Below are 23,270 nucleotides of genomic sequence, written 5' to 3'. Positions count from 1 at the left end.
TGCGAACCGGTGGCACCCTGGACACCGGTCGCGCCCTGCGAACCGGTGACGCCCTGGGCTCCCGTCGCGCCTTGCGAGCCGGTCACGCCCTGGGCACCGGTGGCACCCTGGACGCCGGTCGCGCCCTGCGAACCGGTGACACCCTGGGCCCCCGTCGTGCCTTGCGAGCCGGTCTCACCCTGCACGCCCTGATCGCCGGTCGCGCCTCGCGAACCGGTGACACCCTGGGGACCGGTGGCACCTTGCGAGCCGGTCGCGCCCTGCACTCCCGTCGCGCCTTGGGCGCCGGTGGTGCCCTGCGCACCGGTCGTCCCCTGGGCACCGGTGGTACCCTGCGCACCCGTGGCACCCTGGACGCCGGTCGCACCCTGGGCCCCCGTCACGCCTTGCGTTCCGGTCGCGCCCTGAGAGCCGGTCGCACCCTGCACGCCGGTCGCGCCTTGGGCGCCGGTGGTGCCCTGCGCACCGGTCGTCCCCTGGGCTCCAGTTGTACCCTGCGCACCCGTTGCGCCCTGGACGCCTGTCGCGCCCTGCGCACCCGTCGTGCCCTGGGCACCGGTGGTACCCTGCGCGCCCGTCGCACCCTGGGAGCCGGTGGCACCCTGGGAGCCGGTGGCACCCTGCGCGCCGGTGGTGCCCTGTGCGCCCGTCGTGCCCTGGGCACCAGTGGTGCCTTGCGCGCCCGTTGCGCCCTGTGCGCCGGTGGCGCCCTGCGCACCCGTCGTACCCTGGGCGCCGGTACTACCCTGCGCACCCGTCGTGCCCTGGGCGCCCGTAGCGCCCTGGACCCCCGTGGCGCCCTGCGCGCCGGTGGTGCCCTGTGCGCCCGTCGTGCCCTGCGCGCCGGTGCTACCCTGCGCGCCCGTCGCGCCCTGCGCGCCGGTGGTGCCCTGCGCACCCGTCGCACCCTGCGCGCCGGTGGTGCCCTGCGCACCCGTCGCCCCTTGCGCGCCGGTGGTGCCCTGCGCACCCGTCGTGCCCTGGGCGCCGGTGGCGCCCTGCGCACCCGTCGTGCCCTGAGCACCCGTGGCACCCTGCGGGCCGGTCGCACCATCAACGGTTGCGGCGGTTGAATTGAGGGTCAGGGTGGCGTCCGCTGTTGACGACGATGTACTTCCTCCGCCAACGGTGTCTGTTACAGAAAATACTCTACCGTTTCCATCTTGCGAGTAAGCCGTAAAACTTCCCGGAGCACTCTCGGGAGCACCGTTGTAAATATATTGGTAAAAATAGTTAACAGTACTATTGACAGTAGGCTGTGTCCCAGGCGAGCCCGCAATAATTACCTGCGTTCCAACATCTCCAATGTAATTTCCACTACCATCGTAGAAGCTTATTGTGGATCCTGCGCTACCGCTGTCTCGATATGTTCCAAATATATTAAATAATGTTTGAGGCATTGCCACGTCCAACCGTTTTCGTGTGAAGCGGGCCCCTCATCCGAGTGCCCGGCTTCATCCCTTCGCACTTACGACAAAATGCCTGCCGAGCACCAAAACGGAAAGATAGAAGATGTGTCTTCAGTCGATCCCATCAGAAATTTCAACCTCAGTGGTATTTTTCTCACTCGGAAAATTTTGATTATCGTCGGCTCGTAATAAAATGATCAATCGGAATATTGTTTCGATAAATATCATATCATAGTTTTTTTGACCACAAAATCGCAAGCTCAATCCAAGAAGTAAAAGAATCTTTTATCAATTTTATTTGATGAAACTGTCGAAGACTGTTGGCCATGTGGATCGACACTAACGCGCTTACCCCTGGCATCTCGTAAAGCACAGGCCGTCCTAGACTGAGCAACCAACGCTGCGGTGCCGGTCTGACGATGCCTGCCGGCCCCGAGCCCTTGCCCTGATCACCGGCCCCGAGCCCCTCCCCCGATCGGACGACGAGGGTAATGTCACAACGGACCGGCGGGCCCGAGCACGACAATTCAACGAATCCTCCTGGGATCTCAAAAATATTTTTTTCTTGCGACGCTTGCGGGCAATCGTCGGGAGGTCGTAACCGTTTAGTCGCTCGACGAATCGGCGATTCATGACCGGTTCGGCAACCTGCTACGATTTCGTCTGCGCAATCAAAGGGGAGAACGATCAGTCATGGAAGTTTTCATCGGCACGATCCTGTCGTTCGGTTTCAACTTTTCGCCGCCAGACTGGCAGATGTGCGCCGGACAGCAGATGCCGCTCAACCAGTATCAGGCTCTGTACGCGCTGATCGGCACATATTACGGCGGCAATGGTACCACGTACTTCAACTTGCCGGATCTGCGTGGCCGCACCCCGATCGGCATCGGCAATGCGCCCTTCACCCCGCCCCAGACCTTCAACATTGGCCAAGCGACCGGCGCCCCAACGCAGGCGCTCGGCCTCGCCAACCTGCCGCCCCACAACCACGCGGCGACCTTCACCCCCACCACGGGGCCGCAAAACGTCACTATTCCGGGGACGACCGGCGACCTGGGCGTCACCGTCACGGTGAATGCTACGTCCAACACTGCCGTGGCCTCCGGCCCTTCGGTGGGTCTCAACTCCATGCTGTCCAGCACGGGGGTAAGTTCGCAGAAGGTGTACGGCACCACGGCGACTACCAACCTGGTCCCACTCAGTGGCGTCTCGGCGGGGGTGACGGGCAACCCGTCGATCCCGCAGCAGACCGTGTCCGTGCAGACGGTCACCGGCGGCACGGTGCAGACCGCGCTCGCCGGCAGCGGCACGCCGGTCAGTGTGTACCAGCCCTCCCTCGCCGTGAACTTCATGATCGCGGTGAACGGCCTCTTCCCCAGCCGTCAGTGACCCTCTCGCTCGGCACCCTCTCGGCCGCGCTGTTCTCCCCCCTGGTGGGAGAGGAGTGCCGGCTAGGCAGCCCGGACCACACGGCGGTGGCTGTGACCCTGGCGCAGTGCAGGGAATATCCCCGATCGACCATACCGGGCAGCGCACGCACGGCGTTCAGCCTGATCTTCACCTGCCCTGAGGACACGGTCGGCGGCTTCACGGGGGGCCCCTGCGTGCTGACCCACCCGATCCTGGCGGAGATCGAACCGTTCCACGTCGAGAGGATCCTGGCGGTGGGCTACCCAGCCGGCACCGTCGCCCTCCAGGCGCTCTTCAACTGAGTTCCGGCGCCCCCGCATCCCGCATGCGGGGGCGCCTTTCGCATGTCCCCTACCTGACAGGAGCCCAGCCCCATGGCCTCGCCCGCCGGTTCCCTCCGACTCTTCGGCGGCCTCGCCCTGTGCCCGATCCGCCCGTCCGACCAGGGCTTTCTGCTGCAGCTCTTCATCGAATCGCGGCCATGGCTGTCCCTGGTCGATCTCGACCGCGACGCCCTTCAGGCGCTCTACGAGCAGCAATACCGGGTGCTGCGCGCCGGGCTGGAGAGCGTGTATCCCGAGCACCTGGACTTCATCGTCGAGCGCACGGGCCAGGCGGTCGGGCGCCTCGTCGTCGATCTCGGCTATGCCGACTGGCGCATCACCGAACTGGCGATCGTCCAGGCTGCCCGCGGCAAGGGCATCGGCACCGACCTGGTGCGCAGCCTGCAGGCGGCGGCCGAGAGCTTGCGCCTGCCGATCACCCTCTCGACCCCGATGGCCGGCGCCACCGACGGGCGCTCCCTCTACGAGCGCCTGGGCTTCCAGGTCACCGCCGTGCGCCCGCCGCTCTACGAGATGGCGTGGCTCCCGGCCTGCCTGCGGGCGCCGCAGCCGGCCGGACTCGCCGCCGGCTGACGGCGCGGGGCGTCCGGAACGGCGCGCTACGGGAACATCGCGTCGACGGCGTCCTGCGACACCGCCGCGGCGCCGGGCAGGGCCGGGCCGTTGAGGAGGGAGTCCTCCTCGCCGCGGGTGTCGGGCTTGGGCCGGGCGGGCGAGGGCGTGGCGCCGGACCACAGGCGCAGCATCTCGCCGACCCGCTCCTCGACGTCGACGATGGTGCGCACCACCTTGGAGATCCGCTGGCCGGTCAGGTCCTGGAAGTTGCAGGCCTCGAACACGGTCTGCATCTCGGCCTGGATCGCGCGGGCATCCTCCCTCGTCGCCTCGTCCTGCGCCCGCTTGGCGATGCCGCGGGCGAGGGCATCCACGGTCTCCGAGACGGTCAGGATGGTGTGGGTGGCCTGCTCGGTGCCCTGGACGACGGCGTGCAGTTCGTCGCGGGCGCGGCCGCTCTCCTGCTGCTCGCGCAGGTCGGCGATCTCCTGGCGCGTGCGGGCGATGGTCTCGGAGATCGACATCAGGTGACGCTGCAGCAGCGCCGTCGTGTCTTCGAGGGATCCCGGGCTCACCGTACCAGTCATCATGATCGCAGGCCGTTGCAAGACATCACGCTGCGAAAGACCGTAGCCCGTCCGACTTAATCAATTCCGAACGTCGCCGTACCGTCATCCGGGCGCCGCGCCGCCGGCCAATACTGTCGTGCGGCGGCCCCGGGCGGACGCCCGGAACGGCGAAGGCCGGACCCCACCCGGCGGCAGGATCCGGCCTTCGGCCGCGATCGATCGGTCCTGCCGGGAAGCGACCCGGTCAGGCGGCGCGGACGCTGGCGAGGAAGCCGTCGACCTCCCGGCGCAGGCGGGCGCATTGCTCGGCGAGGTCGTCGGAGCCCTGCGAGACCTCGGAGGCGGCGCGGCCGGCCGCGGCGGCGGCGCCGGCGACCTCGTTGATGTCGGTCGTCATCGCGGCGGTGCCCTCGGTCGCCTCGGCCATCTGGCGCACGATCTCGTGGGTCATCGCGCCCTGCTCCTCGATCGCCGAGGCGATGCCGGTGGTGACCTGGCTCATCGCCTCGATCTGCGCGGTCACCCCGGCGATGGCGCCGCCCGCCCCCTCGCTGGTGGCCTGGATCGCCGCGACGTGACGGCCGATCTCCTCGGTCGCCTTGGCGGTCTGGCCGGCCAGTTCCTTGACCTCGGCGGCCACCACGGCGAAGCCGCGGCCGGCCGCGCCCGCCCGCGCCGCCTCGATGGTGGCGTTGAGCGCGAGCAGGTTGGTCTGGGAGGCGATCTGCGAGACGAGGCCGACCACGTCGCCGATGCGGGTGGCGGCAGCCGACAGCTCCGCCATCGTGCCGCCGGCACCGCGGGCCTGGGCCACCGCCTCGGACGACATCCCGGCGGCCTGGACCACCTGGCGGCTGATCTCCGCCACGGTGGCGCCGAGTTCCTCGGCGGCCGCCGCGACGGCGCCGATGTTGCCGCTGGTCTGTCGGGCGACCGCCGCCACGGTGACCGAGCGCGACGAAGTGCCCTCGACCGCCTGGTGCATGGCGCCGGAGGCGCCGATCAGCCCCTCGGCCGCGCCCGACACCCGGCCGACGATGCCGCCGACCGAGGCCTCGAACCGGTCGGCGAGGTCGCGCAGCAGGCTGCGCCGGGCCTGCTCCTCGCGCAGCCGCGCGGCCTCCGTGGTCTGGAGCTGCTGGGCGGCGTCCTCGAGCGACATGTCGCGGATCATCACCACGGCCCGGGCGATGTCGCCGATCTCGTCGCGGCGCTTGAAGCCCGGCACCGCGTCGAGGACCTGGCGGGCGGCGAGCGCCTTGAGCGCCGTGGTCAGGGCGCCGAGGGGCCGCACGATCGCCCGCGACATCAGGAGGCCGAGGAGCGCCGTGCCGGCGAGCACCGCGAGCCCGATCATCACGAGGAGGCGAGAGAGCTCGCCCACCGCCTGGAGCGCCTCCGCCTCGGACTGCTCCGCCACCAGGGTGTAGGGCACGCCGAGCACCGGCACGACGGCGCTCACCGCCCGGTGGCGGCCGTCGGCGCCGTCGTAGCCGAAGGTCTTGTCCGCCGCCAGCTGGTCCGGCGCGATGCCGAGCTCGCTCAGGGGCGCGCCGGCCTTGACGGCGGGGTCGAGGGGCGGGTTGCCGCGCAGCTTGCCGTCGGCGCCGACCGCCAGGGTCTGGCCGGTCTCGCCGAGGCCGGCGCGATGGGTCAGGGTCTGGTCGAACAGGGCCGGGGTGATCCGCATCACCACGTAGCCGGCGCGCTCCACCGCCTGGGCGGTGCCCATCGCGACGTTGGCGCGCCGGTTCATCGGCTTGCCGATGAAGGCGGCCTGCCCGCCGACCGGGTAGGCGGCGAAGTCGGCGAAGCTCACGGCGTCGGGGCCACCCGCCTTCATCCGCTCGAACAGCTTGGAAAGGCCGGTGTCGCGCAGCGCCGGGTCGGCGAGCGAGGCGGCGAAGTCGTCGCCCTTGGTCGCCGTGTAGACGATGCGCCCGTTGGTATCGAGGAACATCAGGTCGGCGTAGCCGGCCGGGCCGACGAGCTTGCGGGCGACCTCCTGCACCTTGACGTGCCGGCGGCCGTACATGGTGTTGGTGGTGGTGCCGTCGAAGGCCAGCCGCGCCTCGATCCCCTGCGGCGCCCGGAACGCCGCCAGGATGCCGGCATAGTCGGGCTTGCCCGGATCGAGGGTCTCGATCAGGTCGGTGAAGTTCGAGGCCACCTGCGGGTGGTTGGCGGCGGCGACGAACTCGGCCTGGGCCCGGTCGGCGACGAGCGCCATGCCGTGGCCGGTCGCGGTCGCTGCGAGCCGCAGGCGGTCCTCGACGGCCGAGACGAGGCTGCTCCTGGCCGTGTACCAGCTCAGCCCCCCCATCACGGACGAGCTGACGAGGGCCAGGCCGACGATGGTGGCGGGCAGCCGGACGGCGAGCTTCGACAGGGTCAGCATGTAGGGTAATCCAGCTCGCGATGCGCTGCTTGCCGTTGAAGGCATGGGGATTCAAGGCAGAACCCCCGTTGTCCTGAGAGCATCATAAGCGAGGAAATTTTTCGTAAAGCGCAGCCCTCTGCGGCCCTCGGCCAAGGCGATAACAGTTACGACCGGACCTTTGGCCTAGTCCGGACTGGCGCCAGCCCGGTGGATTGGATCGCTTCCGCTACTGCGTGTAGTTTCCGCGGCAGGTCTCATGCCGATGACCATCGGGCAATCGCCATGCCCGGAGCCGGCCTCCGGGCGCAGCGCCGATACTGGACTGCAGGCCGCCCTCAGGCGTAGTCGCCCGGCGCGATGTCGGCGCTGCGCAGGAAGATCTGGAGCGCGGGCTGCATCGCGCGGTGCAGCCGTGCGAGGTCGTCGCGGGGGCCGCCGAGCGCCCGGACCATCGCGTCGTCCAGCGTTCCCGGGCCGTAGGGAGCATCGGCATCGACCGCCGGAACGCCGCGCGCCTCGTCCCACCCCAGGGCGAGGTGGCGGATCAGGGCGAGGTGCTCGGGGCCGACCTCGAACACGATCTGCTCGGGCGAGGTGCCGGCGCTCTCGTCGCGAAACACGTCGGAGACGTGCGTCAGGTCGAGCTTGGTCAGCGGGTTGTGGTAGCCGTAGCGGCCGGGCTTCAGCTCGGCGTGGCGCAGGAAGGCGACGAGCGCCGCGCCCACCGCCCGGTGCTCCTCCGCCGCGCCCTCGTCGTCGCCGGTGACGTTGGCGATGTCGCCGTCGCGGTCGAGGCTGCCGTAGGGGGCGTCCGGGTGGATCGCCGGGGCGCCCTGCCCCGCCGGGTCCCAGGCCACGACCAGGCGCCGGATCAGGGCAATGCGCTCGAGCGTGATCTCGGTGGTGGGGGTGGTCATCGCTGGGTCTCCGTGCCGGGCCTCTGTAGAGCATCGGGACCGGCAGCGGGAGTCACGGATCAGATCCCGAGATAGACCCGGCGCACCTCCGGGTCGTCGCGCAGGGTCGCGGCGGGGCCCGAGAGCATCAGCCGGCCAGTCTGGAGCACGTAGGCCCGGTCGGCGATGCCGAGCGATTCCGCGAGGCGCTGCTCGACCAGCAGGATCGTGGTGCCCGACGCCCGGATCGCCTCGATGGCGGAGAAGATCTCGTCGACGAGCTTGGGCATGATGCCCTGCGAGGGCTCGTCGAGCATCAAGAGGCGCGGCCTCGTCATCAGGGCGCGGCCGATGGCGAGCATCTGCTGCTCGCCGCCCGAGAGCGTGCCGGCGCGCTGCGGCAGGCGCTCCTTGAGGCGGGGAAACAGCGAGAACACCCGCTCCAGCGGCGCCTCGCGGTCGGCCGCCTTGCGGTGGAGGTAGCTGCCGAGGCGCAGGTTGTCGGCGACCGAGAGGCGGGGAAACAGCCGCTTGTTCTCCGGCACGTAGGCGATGCCCCTGGCCGTGATGGCGTGGCCGGGCAGCCCGTCGATGCGGGCGCCGTCGAAGACGACCTCGCCGGCTTTCGGCCGCTCCATCCCGGCGATGGACTTGAGCAGCGTCGACTTGCCGGCGCCGTTGGCGCCCGCAACGACGACGATCTCGCCGCTCGCGACCTCGATCGAGACGCCCTGGATGGCGAGCAAGCCCTGATAGGCGGTGGAGAGCCCGCGGACCTCAAGCAGCACGGTGGCGCTCCCCCAGATAGGCGGTGATCACGCCCTCGTGGCGCACCACCTCGGTCGGGTGCCCTTCCGCGAGAACCCGGCCGAGATGCAGGACGACGGCGCGGTCGACGAGCGGCATCACCACCTCCATCACGTGCTCGACCATGATGACGGTGACGCCGCTCGCCGCCACCTTGCGGATCAGCTCGACCCCGGCCTTGGCCTCGCTCGGGGTCAATCCCGTCAGCACCTCGTCGAGGAGGAGGAGCTTCGGCTCGGTGGCGAGCGCGCGCGCCACTTCCAGGCGGCGCTTCTCCGGCGGGGTCAGCTCGCCGGCCACGGCCTCGGCGCGGTGGGCGAGCCCGGCGAAATCGAGGGTCTCGAGCGCCCGGCGCCGGGCCGCCGCGGCGCCGGCGTGGCGGGCAAAGCCCCCGACGATCACGTTCTCGAGCACGTTCATCGAATCGAACGAGCGCGGCACCTGGAAGGTGCGGGCGATGCCGCGCCGGCAGCGCTCGGGGGCGGAGAGCGGGGTGATGTCCTCGCCCAGGAAAAAGATCCGTCCCTCGCTCGGCTGGTAGGTGCCGGAGATCAGGTTGAACAGCGTCGACTTGCCGGCCCCGTTCGGCCCGAGCAGGCCGAGGATCTGGCCCTCCGGCACGTCGAGGCTGACATCGGCGTTGGCGACGAGGCCGCCGAAGCGGAGCGTGACGTGGTCGATGCGCAGCAAAGGTTCGCTCACGGCGCGGCCTCCTCGTTGCGGGCCCGGCGGCTGCGGGCGAACAGGCTGAGCACGCCTTCCGGCCGGGCGAGCGCCACCACCATGACGAGGACGCCGTACAGCATCAGGTCGAGGCCGTTGCCGCTGCCGCCGAGATACGAGCGGCTGATCTCGGTGAGCGGGATCAGGATCGCCGCGCCGACGAGCGGCCCCCACAGGGTGCCGATGCCGCCGAGCACCGCCGGCAAGGCGAAGAGCAGCGAGAAGCGGAAGCTCATCACGCTCTCGGGGTCGATGTAGGAGACGTAGGCCGCGTAGAAGCCGCCGCCGATCGCGGTGAAGAAGGCCGAGACCGCGGCCGCCGCCATCTTGGACCGGAACACCTCGACGCCGAGGCTCTCGGCGGCCTGGGCGTCGTCCTTGACGGCGCGCCACCAGTAGCCCCAGCGCGAGCCCTCGATCAGCCAGGTGACGAACCAGACGACCGCCAGGAAGCCGACCGCGAAGTGGACGTACGGGACCTTGTCGCGGGCGAACTGGAGCGTCCACCACGAATCGGGGTTGAACGGCCACTGGATGCCCATCGCGCCGCCGACGAAGTCCCAGTTGTGGACGAGCAGCAGCCCGATCTCCGCGATCACGATGGTGGCGATCGAGAAGTAGTGGCCGGCCAGGCGAAAGCACGGATAGCCGAGGACCAGCGCCACCGCGGCGGAGAGAAGGCCGCCCGCCAGCATGCCGAACCACGGCAGCACGCCGTAATTCACGAAAAGGACCGAGGTCGCGTAGGCGCCGAAGCCGAAATAGAGCGCGTGGCCGAGCGACACCTGCCCGCAATAGCCGCCCAGGATGTTCCAGCTCTGCGACAGCGCGGCATACATCAGGGTCAGGATCAGGACGTTCTGCAGGTAGACGTCGGTGATGCCGTAGGGCAGCGCGGTGAGGCCCGCGAAGACCAGGGCGGCGACGACGAGCTTGCGCCGGCGCTTGGCGGCGTAGCTCGCCTCGGCCCGCGCGAGGCCGGAACCCGGGGCCAGGGTGGTGGTCGCGGCGGTCATCAGAGCCTCCCGAACAGGCCTTGCGGCCGCACGAACACCACGGCGAGGTAGAGGGCGTAGACCCCGATCGATTTCAGCGCCGGCGGCAGGATCACCGCCGTGAACGCCTCGACGAGGCCGACGATGATCCCGGCGACCAGCGCCCCGGCGACGCTGCCGAAGCCGCCGAGCGCCACCGTGACGTAGGCGATCAGCGCGAAGCTCGCCCCGACCTGGGGGTGGATGTAGTAGAAGATCGCCAGCACCGCGCCGGCGAGGCCGACGAGTGCGGCGCCCAAGCCCCAGCCGAGGGCGAAGACCCGGTTGCGGTCGATGCCGACGAGCGCCACCGCGCCCTGATCCTCGCGCGTCGCCTCCAGCGCGCGGCCGAAATCGGTGCGGCTCATCAGGAGGTGCAGGCCCCCGAAGGCGGCGAGCGAGACCACGGCGCCGAACAGCTGCGGCCAGGGCAGGAAGATCCCGCCGAGTTCGAGGGTGCGCCCGCCGAGCCAGGTGTTCTGGACGTTGCGGTAATCGGGCGTGAACAGGTACTGGGCGGCGCCCTGGAGCAGGATCGCGAGGCCGAAGGTGGCGAAGATCTGCACCATGCCCTGGTTGGCCTTGGCCCGCATGGCGAAGCGGACCACGCCCAGATAGGCGGCGGCGCCGAGCACGAAGAGCAGGGCGGCGACCAGCGGCATCAGCACCACCGGATCGAGCCGGGTGACGAGCACCAGCCCGAAGGTCGCGTACATGGCGAGCATCAGGAACTCGCCATGGGCGAAGTTCACCACGTCCATCAGGCCGAAGATCAGCGAGAGGCCGACCGCGATCAGGGCGTAGATCAAGCCCATCAGGAGGCCGCTCGCCAGCACCTGCACAAGGGCTTGCGTGGTCATGGGGGTGGGGGGCTCCGGTGGGGGCGTGTGGTTCGCGGGCGCCTTCGCATCAGAAGGGAGCGCCTCCCCTCCCCGCTGTGGGAGGGGTAAGGGGGTGGGGGTGGTGCCGGAGAAATCTCGCGCTCGATCCTGCACCACCCCCACCCCTGACCCCTCCCCACAGGGGGGGAGGGGAAAGTGCTTCACGCGTTCATCGGCCACTTGGCCGGCGCCACCGCGGCCGATTCCGGGAAGACGGTGATGAACTTGTCGCCGATCCACTGCAGCAGGACCGGATCGGCGTGGACGTTCTGGCCGTCGGGGCCGAAGGCCACCTTGGTCCAGGGCATCACCGTGCGGTTGCCCGGGATGTCGGTGGCGGCGAGCGCGGCACGGATCTTCTGGCCGTCGGTCGAGCCGGCGCGGTCGAGAGCGTCGGCGAGCACGATCATCGCCATGAACTGGCGCGAGGAGTTGTCGTTGAGGTCGCGGCCGGCCCGGGCCTTGTACATGGCGTTGACGGTAGCGACCATCGGGCGCTTGGCGGCGAGGTCGAGGGAGAAGCTGCCCCGGGAGATCAGGCCCTGGAGCTTGTCGCCGACCGCGTCGTAGGTGACCTTCTCGGAGAAGCCGGCCGCTTGCGCGATGATGCTCTTCGGCTTGTAGCCGAGCTCGGCCATCGTCTTCGTCAAGAGGATCGCGTCGGTGGTGTAGCTCGTCGGCAGGAGCACGTCGGCGTTGGCGGTCTTGAGCTGCTGCACCTCGGCGGTCAGCGAGGGCGAGTTGCTCTTGTACTTCACGTCGGCGACGAGCTTGTAGCCGCGCTCGGCCGCTAGCTTGCGCTGCACCGTCGAGGAATCGACGCCGTAGATGGTGTCCTCGAAGAACAGGGCGACCGAGTCGATCGTCTGGCCCCGCTTGCGCTGGGCGTCCAGGAAATCGAACATCGCGGTCGAGAACATCTCGTCGTGGGCGGCCGGACGGAAGAAGTATTTCAGGCCCTTGCGATGCAGGCTCGGCGACGAGGAATCGGCGCAGACGAAGGGCACGCCATAGCGCTCGGCGGTGGCGCTGACGGTGGCCGAGACCGCCGACTGGTAGCAGCCGACGAGCGCCGCCACCTTGTCCTGGGTGATCAGGCGCTCGGCCTCGGCGCGGCCCTTCTGCGGATCGGCCTGATGGTCGGCGAAGACGAGGCGGATCTTGGCGCCGCCCATGCCGGCGAGCCCGACGCCCTTGGCGCCCGGCAGGTCGAGGTCGTGGTCGTTGTTGATCAGGTCGAGCGCGGTCTCGATGGCGTGGCGGGCATCGACCCCGACCTGCGCGCTCGCCCCCGACATGGCGTAGAGCACGCCGACCACCACCTCCGGCGCCGCGGCGCGGGCGGGCGCACCGCGGAGCGAGGCGAGGGAGAGGGCGCCGGCGCCCACCAAGAGTTCTCGACGACGGATCATGCGCTGGCCTCCAGGGGTCGGGGAGTTCTTCTAAGCCTCATTCCGCTGCTTTTGAAAAGCCGACGCCGGCACCGTCGACGGCCCGAACGCGGGAATAACGCGAACAAGAGGCTAAGACGAAGTGATAGGGGACATCTGTTAGAGTACCGCATATTCGCTGTTGCGCCGGTCGGTGATCAGCATGCAGCCCGGGGCGTGGGTGATGGCGAAAGCCGGGCGCACCGCGGCGATGACCGATTGCGGGGTGACGCCGCAGGCCCAGAAGACCGGGATCTCGTCGGCACCGATGGTGACCGGATCGCCGTAATCGGGGGCGGCGATGTCCGCGATGCCGATCAGGTCCGGCCGGCCGAGATGGACCGGCGCACCGTGCACGGCGGGGAAGCGCGAGGTGATCTGCACCGCCCGGATGGCTTGGGCAGGGGTGAGCGGGCGCATCGACACCACCATCGGCCCGGCGAAGCGGCCGGTCGGGGTGCAGGGGATGCTGGTGCGGTACATCGGTACCCGCACCCCCATCTCGACGTGGCGCAGCGGCAGGCCGTCCTCGGCCATCGCCGCCTCGAACGAGTACGAGCAGCCGATCACGAAGGCGACGAGGTCGTCGCGCCACAGATCGGCGACCTCGTCGCGCTCGGCCACCACCTCGCCGTCGCGCCAGACCCGGTAGCCCGGGATGTCGGTCGCGATGTCGAGGTCGAGGCCGAGCTCGGGGATCCGCCGCTCGCCCGGCGCGGAGACGCCGATGATCGGGCAGGATTTCGGGTTGCGCTGGGCAAACAGCAGGAACTCGGCGGCGAGGTCGGCCGGCAGCACCGCGAGGTTGCCCTGGACGAAGCCGTCGGCGATGCCGGCGGTGCAGCCCGTGATGGCGCCGCTCCGGCAGGCGAGCCGGGCGGCCTCGCCGCTCATCCGCGCCCGGTCGAAGGGAAGGGTCATCGCAGTTCCCCTGCTCGCGGCAGATGTCCTGCCCAAGGATGAAGCATGATCACATCGCAGGCACGTCACGGCCAATCGTGATTTCGCATCGGTTTCGATAAGCGGTCCTTATCCGTGTCACTGGCGCCAGTCCGGCGCGGCGGCGACCTCGCAGGCGAGCCGCGCGGCCTCCGCCGCGAGGCCGCTGTCGGGCAGGCTGGCATAGGTGGCCGTGAAGGCGATGTCGGGCAGAGCCGGCGCCGGGGCGATCACCCGCAGGGCCCCCTCCTCCAGGTCCCGGCGCACCACCTCGGGCGGGATCACCCCGATGCCGATGCCCTCGCGGGCCATGCGCACGATGGTGGAGAGCGAGGCGTTGCTGTGCAGCCGCGGCGGCGGCAGGTCGGAGCGCGCCAGCATCTCGCGCAAGGACACGTAAGGGTTGGTGTTCTTCGGGTAGGTGATCAGCGGATGCCGCAGGAGGCTCGCCAGGCTGACCTCGCCTGGGCCGAGATCGAGCTGCGGCGCGGCGATCCAGGCCAGGGACACGCTGCAGAGCGGCAGGTTGACGAGGCTCGGCATGGTGATCGGGCCGACCAGGAAGGCGAGGTCGAGGTCGCGGTTCAGCAGCGCGTCGCGCATGTTGGGCGAGATGTCGACCGCGATGTCCACCGTGACCCCGGGATGGGTCTCGTTCATCCGGGCGATGAAGCGCATCAGCCAGGTGTGCACGATGGTCTCCGACACCCCGAGGCGCAGGACGCCCCGCATCGTGCCGGGCCCGGCCACGCTCCGCATCATCTCGGTGCGCAGGTGCAGGAAGCGCTCGGCATAGCCGAGGAGGTCGCGCCCCTTGGGCGTGAGCGCGACCGACCGGGCGCGGCGCTCGAACAGCCGCACCCCGAACTCGTCCTCCAGGGCGGCGATGCGCTGGGACACCGCCGGCTGCGAGGTGTTCATCCGTTCCGCCGCCTTGCGGAAGCTGCACAACGAGGCGGCCCAGTAGAAGATCTCCAGGCTTCGCAGGTCCGCCATGCCCCGTCCCGGTTCGCGTTCGCCGGGCATCTTGGAGCAAGGATCGGACCGGGCGCAAATTCCGGCCGGGGCGGGCGGTATCAGCCCTCCGGGATGAGCGCGGCCACGCGGCGCGCGCCGTCATCGCCCGCCGCGAGCCCGGCCGCAACGCCGGCGCGGTCGGCCGCGCTGCGGTTCTGGCTCATCTTGCGCTTGCCCTCGAGCCGCGCGATCGGCAGCCGCAGGCCGACGATGCCGCGCAGTTGCGCGGCGACGAAGTCGGCCGGCGCGTCGGCCACCGCCCAGGGGGCCGGCCGCGCGCCCTCGTGCCGCTCGGTGAGCCGGGTCACGACGGCCAGCAGGCGGTCGGGCTCGTCGAAGAACTCGGCGGTGCCGTAGGCGTGGATCGCGACGTAGTTCCAGGTCGGCACGACCTTCCCGGTCTCGCGCTTCGTCGCGTACCAGGACGGCGTCACGTAGGCGTCGGGCCCCGAGAAGATCGCCAGGGACTCCGCCAGGGCCGGCGCACGCCAATGCGGGTTGGCCCGGGCGAGATGGCCGTAGAGCACGCCCCGCTCGCCCTCCTCCGGCGCGAGGAGGAGCGGCAGCGGCGTGCACAGGAGCCCGTCCGCCGTCGCGGTCACGAGGCTCGCGAGCGGTGCGGCCCGCATCGTTTCGTGGATCGCGGCCTCGTCTGTCTCGCGGAAGGCGGGCGGGACGTACATCGAAGGTCTCCTCCGGCGGCGGGTCGTTTCGGGCAGCGGGTCGTTTCGGGCGACACGGGTCCGGCGCTGGTCCTTGCCCCGAAACCGGCCCATGCTGAACGGCCAGTTCGCAGAGAAAACGGTGGGCCAGCTTGATCGACGCGTCACCCCGCACCGCGCCCGGCAGCCGCCGGATCGGCGCCGACCTGAAGGCGCAGATCGTCCGGGGGGTCTATCCGCCGGGATCGGCGGTGCCCTCGAGCCGGGCGCTCGCGGCCGAGCTCGGGGTCTCGCGCACCACCGTGACGGCCGCCTACGACCAGCTCGCCGCCGAGGGCTGGCTCGAGACGAGGCCCGGCGGACGCACCCGCGTCGCCGCCGGCATCCTGCCCGTGCCGGCGGCGATGCCCGACGCCTCGGCTGCACCGCCGCGGCTCGCCGCCTTCGGCCGGCGCCTCATGGCCGAGCCGCCGCCCGACGCGCGCCCGGGCCCGGCGATCGATTTCCGCTACGGCGACCTCTCGGGGAGCGACTTTCCGGTCCTCGCCTGGCGGCGGGCGCTCACCACGGTCCTGCTGCGCCGGCCGGCCCGGCTCGGCTACGGCGACCCGCGCGGGCTGCCGGAGCTGCGGGCGGCGCTCCAGGGCTACCTCTGGCGCGCCCGCGGCCTGCGCTGCGAGATCGACCAGATCGTCGTGGTCAACGGCTCGCAGCAGGGGATCGACCTCTGCGCCCGGCTCTTCGTCGATCCCGGCGACCGGGTGGCGTTCGAGGATCCGGGCTACGGCACGGCGCGGCGGGCCTTCGCGGCCGTGGGCGCCGCGATCCTGCCGGTCCCGGTCGACGCGGAGGGAATGCGGACCGAGCGCCTCGCCGGGCTCGGGCCCGCACGGCTCGCCTACGTCACGCCCTCGCACCAGTTCCCCCTCGGCGGCGTGATGTCGGTCGCCCGTCGGCAGGCCCTGCTCGCCTGGGCGGAGGCCTGCGGCGCGATCGTCGTCGAGGACGATTACGACGGCGAGTACCGCTTCGACGGCCGGCCGGTGGAAGCGCTCGCGAACCTCGATCGCACCCGCCGCGTCGTCCATGTCGGGACGGTGTCCAAGACCCTCTCGCCGCAGCTGCGCCTGGGCTACCTCGTGGTGCCGCCGGCCCTCGCGACCGTCGTGGCCGAGGCCAAGCGCCTCGCCGACCGGCAGGCGCCGGGGCTCGAACAGGCCGCCCTGGCGGAGCTGATGGCCTGCGGCGCCTACGAGCGCCACCTGCGCCAGGCCCGCCGGCGCAACGCCGCCCGCCGCGCCGCCCTGATGGCCGCCCTCGCCGAAAGCTTCGGTGACGCGGTCCGGGTCGAGGGCGCGGCGGCGGGCCTGCACCTCGTCGCCTGGTTCCCGTACGCGCCGGCCTCGCGGGAGGCTGCCATCGTGGCGACGGCGCGGGCGGCGGGGGTCGGCGTCTACCCGGTCGGCCCGCTCTACCACGATGCGGCGGCGCGGCCCGACCGGGCCGGGCTGGTACTGGGCTTTGCCGGCAGCGAGCCCGCCGCGATCCGGACCGGTATCCGGGGCCTCGCCGCCGCCCTCGCCGGCCACGCGGATCGGCTTAACGGGTGAGCCGGGCGGACCGGATCGCCCCGCAGCGATTCGGCAACGCTTTTCCGTTAGGCCCAGGCGACCCCGTCCCGCGGCCCCTCCCCTGGCCCCGCCGCGCGACGACACCGCGCAGCGTCGATCCAGCCTCGCCGGGGACTTCCGTGCAGCAACCCTCTCCGGAATCGGCCGCTTCCTCGGGCATGGCAGGAGCCGGGCCGACCCGGCGGCGGGAAATCGGGCTCGGTCGCAGGCTCCGGGGCACCGCCCTGCTGCTGGCGGCCGGCCTCCTCGCGCTGACGGCGATCGTCGTCGCCCCCTCGGTCACCGCCTACCGCGACAGCCGGAGCCACCTCGCGCGCATCGCCCGGCTGCGGCAGGTGCTGGAGGCTGCCAACCGCCTCTCGGCCGAGCGCGGCCCCTCGAACGTCGTCATGGCGATCGCACCCGGAAGCGACCCGGCGGCCGAGGGCCGGCTCGCGGCGTTCCGGGGGACGAGCGATGCGGCCCTGGCGGTCCTCGAACGGGCCGGCCCGGCCGCCTCGCCGGGGGAAGACGGGTCCGTGCCGGCCCGCGTCGTCGCAACGACCCTGGCCCGGCTGGAGGAGGCGCGCCGGGAGGTCGACCGGGTCGCCGCGCTGCCGGCCGACGGGCGGCGGGCCGGCGACATCGCCGCGGCGATCGCCCGGATGGTGGAGGTGGTCGACGTCTTCCAGGAGGCGGTCGCGTGGGAGATCCGCGCCCTCGGCCGGGCCGACCCGGTCCTGATCGGGCCCGGCCTCGTCGCCCACGTGGTGAGCGACCTGCGCGAATATGGCGGCCGGATCGGCTCGGCGATCATCCCGGCGGTCGCGGTGCAGCAGCCGCTCGGCGTGGCACAGCTCGCCGAGGCGAGGCAGATGCGAGGCCGCATCGTCGAGCTGATGCGGCTCCTGCGCGGCCAGGCGGCGTTCGGGCCGGGTGGGCCGCTGGCGGACCTGCTGCGCGAGGTCGAGACGACCTTCGGCGAGACCGGGCTCGGCCTGATCGACGCGGCGATCGCGGAGGGCCGGGCGGACGGGCGCTACACCCTCTCGGCCGACGAGCTCACCCGCCGCTACGTCCCGACCCTGAAGCCCGTCGAGGCCCTGCGCGACCGCTACCTCGCCGGGATGGTCGCGGGCTTCGCCGCCGAGCGCGACGCCGTGGGGACCCGGCTCGCCGTCGTCGCCTGCGGCACCGTCGCGCTCCTGGCGCTGCTCGTCGCCCTGCTGCAATCGCTGCGCGCCTCGGTGCTGCGCCCGCTGCTGATCGCCCGCGAGACCGTGATGGCGCTGTCGCAGGACGGCGTGCCGGCCCCGCGCCGGCCTCTCGCCGGGCGGGTGACGGAGATCCGGCGGCTGTTCGATGCGCTCGGGGTGCTGGAGGAGCGGATGCGCGAGCGCACCCGCCTGATGGCGAGCCTGCGGCGCCAGGCCGAGACCGACGGCCTGACCGGCCTGAGCAACCGCCGGGGCCTCGCCCTGGCGATGGCGCGCCTCGCCGACGCGCCGGAGGGTTCCGGGGCCGCCGCCCTGATGATCGACCTCGACGGGTTCAAGAAGGTCAACGACAGCCTCGGCCACGAGGCCGGCGACGACCTGATCCGGCAGGCCGGGGCGCGGCTCTCTGCCTGCATCGGCCGGGACGGCCACGTCGCCCGGATGGGCGGCGACGAGTTCGCGGTGCTGATGCCCGGCCGCGGCGAGCCCGGGCCGGCGACGGCCTTGGCCGACACGCTGCTGCACAGCCTCTCCGAGCCGTTCCAGGTCGAGGATCAGGCCATCCATATCGGGGCGAGCGTCGGCATCGCGCTCAGCCCGCTCCACGCTCCCCTCGCCGACGGGCTGCTCGCCCGCGCCGACATGGCGCTCTACGAGGCCAAGCGCGCCGGACGGCACTGCCACCGCCTGTTCACGCCGGCCCTGCGCGACGCCACCCTGTCCTGGAACGCGCGCCAGCAGGAGCTGCCGCGGGCGCTGGCGGCCGGGGAGTTCGTGCTGTTCTACCAGCCGCAGCTGCGCCTCGCCGACCGCCGGGTGGTCGGCGCCGAGGCGCTGATCCGCTGGCGCCATCCCCGCCTCGGCCTCCTGTCCCCGGCGGAGTTCCTGGCTCCCCTCGAGGCGAGCCGGCTCGCCGTGCCGGTCGGCCGCTTCGTGCTGAGGGAGGCCTGCGCCCAGGCCGCCGCGTGGCGCCGGGCCGGAGCGGGCGACCTCCGGATCGGCGTCAACCTGTTCGGGGCGCAGTTCCACTCGGCGAGCCTCGTCGACGAGGTGAAGGCCGCGCTGGCCGATTCCGGCCTGCCGGCCTCGGCCCTCGAACTCGAGATCACCGAGACCATCATCCTGCAGCACGACGAGGCCCTGATCGCCCCGCTGCGGGCGCTGCGCGCCCTCGGCGTCGGCCTCGCCTTCGACGATTACGGCACCGGGTACGCGTCGCTGAGCCTGCTCAAGCGCTTCCCGCTCACCCGGCTGAAGATCGACCGCTCGTTCGTGCAGGGCATGGTGGCCTCGTCCCAGGACCGGGCGATCGTGCAGTCGGTGCTGACGCTCGGGCGCAGCTTCGGGCTCGACGTCATCGCGGAGGGAGTCGAGACCGAGACGATGGCGGAGGGATTGCGGGCGGAGGGCTGCGCGGAGGCCCAGGGCTACCTGTTCGGTCGCCCGATGCCCGCCGAGGCGTTCACCGCCCTCGCCTGCCCCGGCGAGCGGCACACCGCGTGAGCGGGGCCCCGCAGGACGGCCGTTCGGGAGGCGGACCGGCGGTTCGGGACGGGATACCACGATGGAAAAGCCGGCATGCGACCGCGCGGACCGGGTCTCCGTCGACCCGACGGTCGTTCGGCGGCCGCTCCGCGGCGCGGAGGCGGCTCAGCCCGCCGCCTTGAGCGACTCGCCGAAGGACTGCACCAGGCGGGCTTCGAGCTTGCCGTCCATGGCGGACAGGATCGCCATCGCGTCGGCCATCGGCATCGGCGCCTTGTAGGGGCGGCGCTCGGTCAGGGCGGCGTAGATGTCGCAGATGGTGAGCAGGCGCACGATGTCGCCGATCTGGCTGCCGACGAGGCCGTCGGGATATCCCGACCCGTCCAGCATCTCGTGGTGATGGCGCGCGGCCGCGAGGGTGATCGGGTCGCGCTCGCCGCCCGCCACCAGGATCTCGTGGCCGATGGCGGCGTGGGTGCGCATCACCACCATCTCGTCCGGCGTGAGCCGGCCGGGCTTGTTGAGGATCTCGAGAGGGATGCGGGCCTTGCCGACGTCGTGGATCAGCGCGGCGCGCACGAAGCGGAGCTGGTCCTCGTGGCGGAAGCCCAGATGCAGCGAGAACTGCGCGGCATGGCCGGCAACCAGCAGGCAATGCTGGTAGGTGGCGTCGTCGTGGGTCCACACCGTGTCGAGCCAGCGGGCGAGGCCGCCCTCGCGCACCGCCGTCAGGATCGGGCCGAGGCCGGCCTCGACGGCGCCCATGCGCAGCGGCTGACCGGCCCGCGCCTCGGCGAGAAGGCCGTTCAACGCCTCGCCGGCCCGGGCCACGCCCTGGCTCACCGTCTGCGCCTCGCCCTCGGCGACGATCCCGACCTGGTTGGCGAGGGCCGCCACGATGGTCTCGGGCGGCACGTAGGCCGGCATGCACACCGTCGCCCCGAGGGTCTTGGCGTGGCGCAGCGCGTCCTGGGTCGCCTTCCGCAGGAGGCAGATCACCGGAAGGTTCTTGTCGGGGAACCGGCGCTGCAGGGTACGCAGGCAGTGGTCGGCTTCCGGCCGGGCCAGGGTCATGTCCGAGACCACCCCGGCGAGCGCCCGGCGGCCCCGCCACGTCTCATCGGGGCCGACGACGTCGCAGAGGCCGATCCCCCGCAGGGCCGCGCTGATCGCGGCACTGCGATCCGGCCTGTCTGTCACGAGGACGAAGGTCCTCTCGTCGGGCATCGCGTCCCTCCCGGCAGCCGCACGGCTCTCCTGCATCCCTCGATTACAGGTTTAGTCCCGAACAAATGCTTACGGCGATGGCGGAGGCGGCGGGGCGGCAAGCTAAAGATCGGGTCGTCGGCACGCCGTGGAGCGTCGTCGCACGGGCACGACGGCCTCGCCCGAGCACCCGTACGCAAAGCTGCCGCCGGCCGATGGATACAACCTGTGAATGGGGGCTGCACGGCGGCACCTGACCATGCGTTATGACGATCGTAACTGTTAGGCGTCAGACGCAACGGACAAGCCGACCCGATCGGAACCTCCCTTCGACACGCCACGCCCATCCCGCCCACCGGTCCGCACCCGGCGAGCGGGCGTGGCCCGTCGCATCCGGAAGCCTGCCATGTCGCTCAAGATCGCCGCGCGGATCCAGTCCCTGACGGGCGTCGCCCTCGTGGGGCTCGCCCTGATCCTGGGCCTCGCCGCCTACGACCTCGCCGGCGCGGTGAGCGGGGCTCGCGCCCTCAAGACGAAGGACCTGGTGGAGACCGCCCACAGCCTGCTCGCGCATTTCGAGGCCGAGGAGCGGGCCGGCCGGATGACCCGGGAGGCGGCGCAGGCCGCCGCCGCGGCAGCGGTCACCGGCCTGCGCTACGGCGGCAAGGAGTTCTTCTGGGTCAACGACCGGCAGTCGCGGATGATCGCGCATGCCGATGCCCGCATGATCGGCCGGGACGCGAGCACCTTCACCGAGCCGTCGGGCCGCCGGTTCTTCGCCGAGATGATGCGCAAGGTCGAGGCGGACGGCGCCGCCTTCGAGACCTACACCTGGTTCCGGCCCGGCTCCGACGTGCCGGTCGAGAAGCTGTCCTACGCGCGCCTGTTCGCGCCCTGGGGCTGGGTGGTCGGCACCGGCGTCTTCGCCGACGATACCGCGTCCCAGGTCCATGCCTGGCTGCGCAACCTCTTCGCCGGGGCCGGCCTCGTGGCGCTCGTCGTCGGCGTCGTCGCGACGCTGATCGGGCGCGGCATCGCCCGGCCGCTCACGGCGCTGTCGGGCAGCATGGCGGCGCTGGCGCGCGGCCGGCTCGACGAGCCGGTGCCGGCGGTCGGCCGGAGCGACGAGATCGGCGCGATGGCGGGCGCCGTGCAGGTGTTCAAGGAGAGCATGCAGCGGGCTCGCGCCCTGGAGGAGGAGACCGCGCTCGCCAGGGCCTCGGCCGAGGAGCAGCGCCGCGCCGCGATGCGCCAGATGGCGGACGCCTTCGAGACGGCGGTCGGCGGCATCGTCGGCCAGGTCTCGGCCTCCGCGACCGAGTTGCAGGCGACTGCGGAGGCGATGACCGCGGCGGCGCGGGAGACCGCCGCGCAATCGACCAGCGTGGCGGCGGCGGCCGAGGAAGCCTCCTCCAACGTCGGCACGGTGGCGGCGGCAGCCGAGGAACTCGGTGCCTCGGTGGGCGAGATCGGCCGCCAGGTCGACGGCTCGGCCCAGCTCGCCCAGGCCGCGGTGGCGGAAGCCGGCCGGACCGCCGACCAGGTCCGCACCCTGACCGAGGCGACCCATCGCATCGGCGACGTGGTCGGGCTCATCTCGTCGATCGCCGCCCAGACCAACCTCCTGGCGCTCAACGCCACCATCGAGGCGGCGCGCGCGGGTGCGGCCGGCCGCGGTTTCGCGGTTGTGGCGGCGGAAGTGAAGGAACTGGCCGGCCAGACGGCACGCGCCACCGAGGAGATCACCTCGCAGATCGCCGCGATCCAGGCCTCCACCGGTCTGGCGGCCGGGGCGATCGGCGGGATCACCACGCGGATCGAGGAGATCGCAGGCGTCGCCACCGCGATCGCCGCGGCGGTCGAGGAGCAGGGCGCGGCGACCCGCGAGATCGTGCGCAACATCGCCCAGGCGGCGCTCGGCACCGAATCGGTCACCGGCAACGTCGCGGCGGTGGCCGGTGCCGCCGAGCAGTCCGGCCTCTCGGCGAGCCAGGTGCTCTCGGCCTCCTCCGCCCTGTCGCACCAGTCGGAGCATCTCGGCGGCGAGGTCGCGCGCTTCCTCGCCTCGGTCAGGGCGGCGTGAGGCGAGACCGCAGAAGAGTTTTCCGGCGATCGGGCGGCATCCCCAGGGAAGCCGTCCCGCGCGCTTCGGCCGGGAGCGGGCTGCGTGCATCGCCGACGCCTCCGGACCTTTCGAGGGTTTTCTCGACATAATTACTGGTGATCACGAAGATATTTTATACCGATCGACGACCTGATCCGTTAGTTTTTCCCATCAATTATCACATGACCGCGAACAATACATTCGGGTATTTTCCGATAGTTTTTTTAAAATCCTTTGAGATCGGTCGATCTGGGATCGGTCAGCATCTCAGAATGAATGCGAGCGTGAGACGAGATTTTCAATTCGGCCCCACCAGACGCCGCTCCCCACGGCGCCGGAGGTCCGGACTGCCCGGACAGCGACGTCCGACGGCTGGCAACAGGCAAAGCGAGCCGCTTCACATGCCCTAATGACGTAAAGTCATGTCGTAAAATCTTCGAAAAGCCCATCCAAAGCATCGGCGCAACGCTGCCGACGAAACGGATCGCTGATCCTCGATGTCAAACTTGATGTTTCCTGATATTTCCGTCGGCACATCGTCATCGGGACTTCATATGGCCACGCTAGGCGCCGGCCCGCGATAGAGAAAAAT

The 23,270-nt window shown here is 71.1% G+C and carries 19 protein-coding genes; 6 read left to right on the top strand and 13 right to left on the bottom strand.

From position 1 onward, the window contains the following. Nucleotides 1–383: collagen-like triple helix repeat-containing protein (locus HPY23_RS33755; RefSeq protein ID WP_276530182.1), on the bottom strand; the 383-nt coding region annotated here is incomplete at its 3' end. Between the two features lie 1,719 nt (nt 384–2,102). Between HPY23_RS33755 and HPY23_RS05445 the strand changes: the two genes are divergently transcribed. From HPY23_RS05445 to HPY23_RS05435, 3 genes are all read left to right on the top strand, one after another. Continuing rightward, nucleotides 2,103–2,798: a phage tail protein gene (locus tag HPY23_RS05445; protein ID WP_060849995.1), complete on the top strand. Its 696-nt coding sequence runs from the start codon at nt 2,103–2,105 to the stop codon at nt 2,796–2,798. Continuing rightward, complete coding sequence (locus HPY23_RS05440) at nt 2,795–3,121, top strand: DUF6916 family protein (RefSeq protein WP_091887777.1); 327 nt, start codon at nt 2,795–2,797, stop codon at nt 3,119–3,121. The genes HPY23_RS05445 and HPY23_RS05440 overlap by 4 nt, the downstream gene beginning before the upstream one ends. Before the next feature lie 72 nt (nt 3,122–3,193). Beyond that, complete coding sequence (locus HPY23_RS05435) at nt 3,194–3,736, top strand: GNAT family N-acetyltransferase (protein ID WP_091887779.1); 543 nt, start codon at nt 3,194–3,196, stop codon at nt 3,734–3,736. Between the two features lie 26 nt (nt 3,737–3,762). Here HPY23_RS05435 and HPY23_RS05430 read toward each other — a convergent pair whose 3' ends face one another. From HPY23_RS05430 to HPY23_RS05380, 11 genes are all read right to left on the bottom strand, one after another. After that, complete coding sequence (locus tag HPY23_RS05430; RefSeq protein WP_244533727.1) at nt 3,763–4,293, bottom strand: protein phosphatase CheZ; 531 nt, start codon at nt 4,291–4,293, stop codon at nt 3,763–3,765. Between the two features lie 238 nt (nt 4,294–4,531). Further along, nucleotides 4,532–6,685: a methyl-accepting chemotaxis protein gene (locus HPY23_RS05425; protein ID WP_091887781.1), complete on the bottom strand. Its 2,154-nt coding sequence runs from the start codon at nt 6,683–6,685 to the stop codon at nt 4,532–4,534. A 317-nt stretch (nt 6,686–7,002) separates the two neighbouring features. Further along, a complete protein-coding gene (locus HPY23_RS05420; protein WP_060849990.1) occupies nt 7,003–7,584 on the bottom strand; it encodes a hypothetical protein in 582 nt (193 codons plus the stop codon). Nucleotides 7,585–7,643: 59 nt separating this feature from the next. Continuing rightward, nucleotides 7,644–8,348: an ABC transporter ATP-binding protein gene (locus HPY23_RS05415; RefSeq protein ID WP_060850849.1), complete on the bottom strand. Its 705-nt coding sequence runs from the start codon at nt 8,346–8,348 to the stop codon at nt 7,644–7,646. Beyond that, nucleotides 8,341–9,072, bottom strand: a complete 732-nt coding sequence (locus HPY23_RS05410) for an ABC transporter ATP-binding protein (RefSeq protein ID WP_091887785.1) — start codon at nt 9,070–9,072, stop codon at nt 8,341–8,343. Before HPY23_RS05410 ends, HPY23_RS05415 begins: the two co-directional genes overlap by 8 nt. Further along, nucleotides 9,069–10,109, bottom strand: coding sequence for a branched-chain amino acid ABC transporter permease (locus HPY23_RS05405; RefSeq protein WP_091887787.1), 1,041 nt, complete (start codon nt 10,107–10,109; stop codon nt 9,069–9,071). The genes HPY23_RS05410 and HPY23_RS05405 overlap by 4 nt, the downstream gene beginning before the upstream one ends. Beyond that, nucleotides 10,109–10,987, bottom strand: coding sequence for a branched-chain amino acid ABC transporter permease (locus HPY23_RS05400; RefSeq protein ID WP_060849987.1), 879 nt, complete (start codon nt 10,985–10,987; stop codon nt 10,109–10,111). The genes HPY23_RS05405 and HPY23_RS05400 overlap by 1 nt, the downstream gene beginning before the upstream one ends. Before the next feature lie 182 nt (nt 10,988–11,169). Continuing rightward, nucleotides 11,170–12,420 carry an ABC transporter substrate-binding protein gene (locus HPY23_RS05395; protein ID WP_091887789.1) on the bottom strand — a complete coding sequence of 417 codons (1,251 nt, stop codon included), beginning with the start codon at nt 12,418–12,420 and terminating at the stop codon, nt 11,170–11,172. 138 nt (nt 12,421–12,558) lie between these two features. Then, entirely contained in the window at nt 12,559–13,359 is an 801-nt protein-coding gene (locus tag HPY23_RS05390) for a putative hydro-lyase (protein WP_060849985.1), read from the bottom strand. 117 nt (nt 13,360–13,476) lie between these two features. Further along, nucleotides 13,477–14,373 carry a LysR family transcriptional regulator gene (locus tag HPY23_RS05385; protein WP_060849984.1) on the bottom strand — a complete coding sequence of 299 codons (897 nt, stop codon included), beginning with the start codon at nt 14,371–14,373 and terminating at the stop codon, nt 13,477–13,479. Between the two features lie 80 nt (nt 14,374–14,453). Beyond that, entirely contained in the window at nt 14,454–15,077 is a 624-nt protein-coding gene (locus HPY23_RS05380; RefSeq protein ID WP_091887791.1) for an FMN-binding negative transcriptional regulator, read from the bottom strand. A 131-nt stretch (nt 15,078–15,208) separates the two neighbouring features. On the opposite strand from HPY23_RS05380, the gene pdxR reads away from it, so the two are divergent. Continuing rightward, nucleotides 15,209–16,666, top strand: a complete 1,458-nt coding sequence (gene pdxR / locus HPY23_RS05375) for a MocR-like pyridoxine biosynthesis transcription factor PdxR (protein ID WP_091887793.1) — start codon at nt 15,209–15,211, stop codon at nt 16,664–16,666. Between the two features lie 140 nt (nt 16,667–16,806). Next, complete coding sequence (locus HPY23_RS05370; protein ID WP_289052775.1) at nt 16,807–19,386, top strand: putative bifunctional diguanylate cyclase/phosphodiesterase; 2,580 nt, start codon at nt 16,807–16,809, stop codon at nt 19,384–19,386. Nucleotides 19,387–19,533: 147 nt separating this feature from the next. On the opposite strand, the gene HPY23_RS05365 is transcribed toward HPY23_RS05370, so the two are convergent. Further along, nucleotides 19,534–20,595 (bottom strand): HD-GYP domain-containing protein, encoded by a 1,062-nt coding sequence (locus HPY23_RS05365; protein WP_060849980.1) that lies wholly within the window; start codon nt 20,593–20,595, stop codon nt 19,534–19,536. Between the two features lie 385 nt (nt 20,596–20,980). On the opposite strand from HPY23_RS05365, the gene HPY23_RS05360 reads away from it, so the two are divergent. Then, the gene (locus HPY23_RS05360; protein WP_060849979.1) at nt 20,981–22,657 is read left to right on the top strand and encodes a methyl-accepting chemotaxis protein; all 1,677 of its coding nucleotides are present in this window, start codon (nt 20,981–20,983) and stop codon (nt 22,655–22,657) included. Nucleotides 22,658–23,270 lie beyond the last annotated feature (613 nt).

The sequence above is a fragment of the Methylobacterium ajmalii genome (assembly GCF_016613415.1).
Taxonomy (GTDB): Bacteria; Pseudomonadota; Alphaproteobacteria; order Rhizobiales; family Beijerinckiaceae; genus Methylobacterium; species Methylobacterium ajmalii.
Note: the sequence above shows the minus strand (reverse complement) of the source record. Positions and strands in the feature narration are given on the sequence as shown.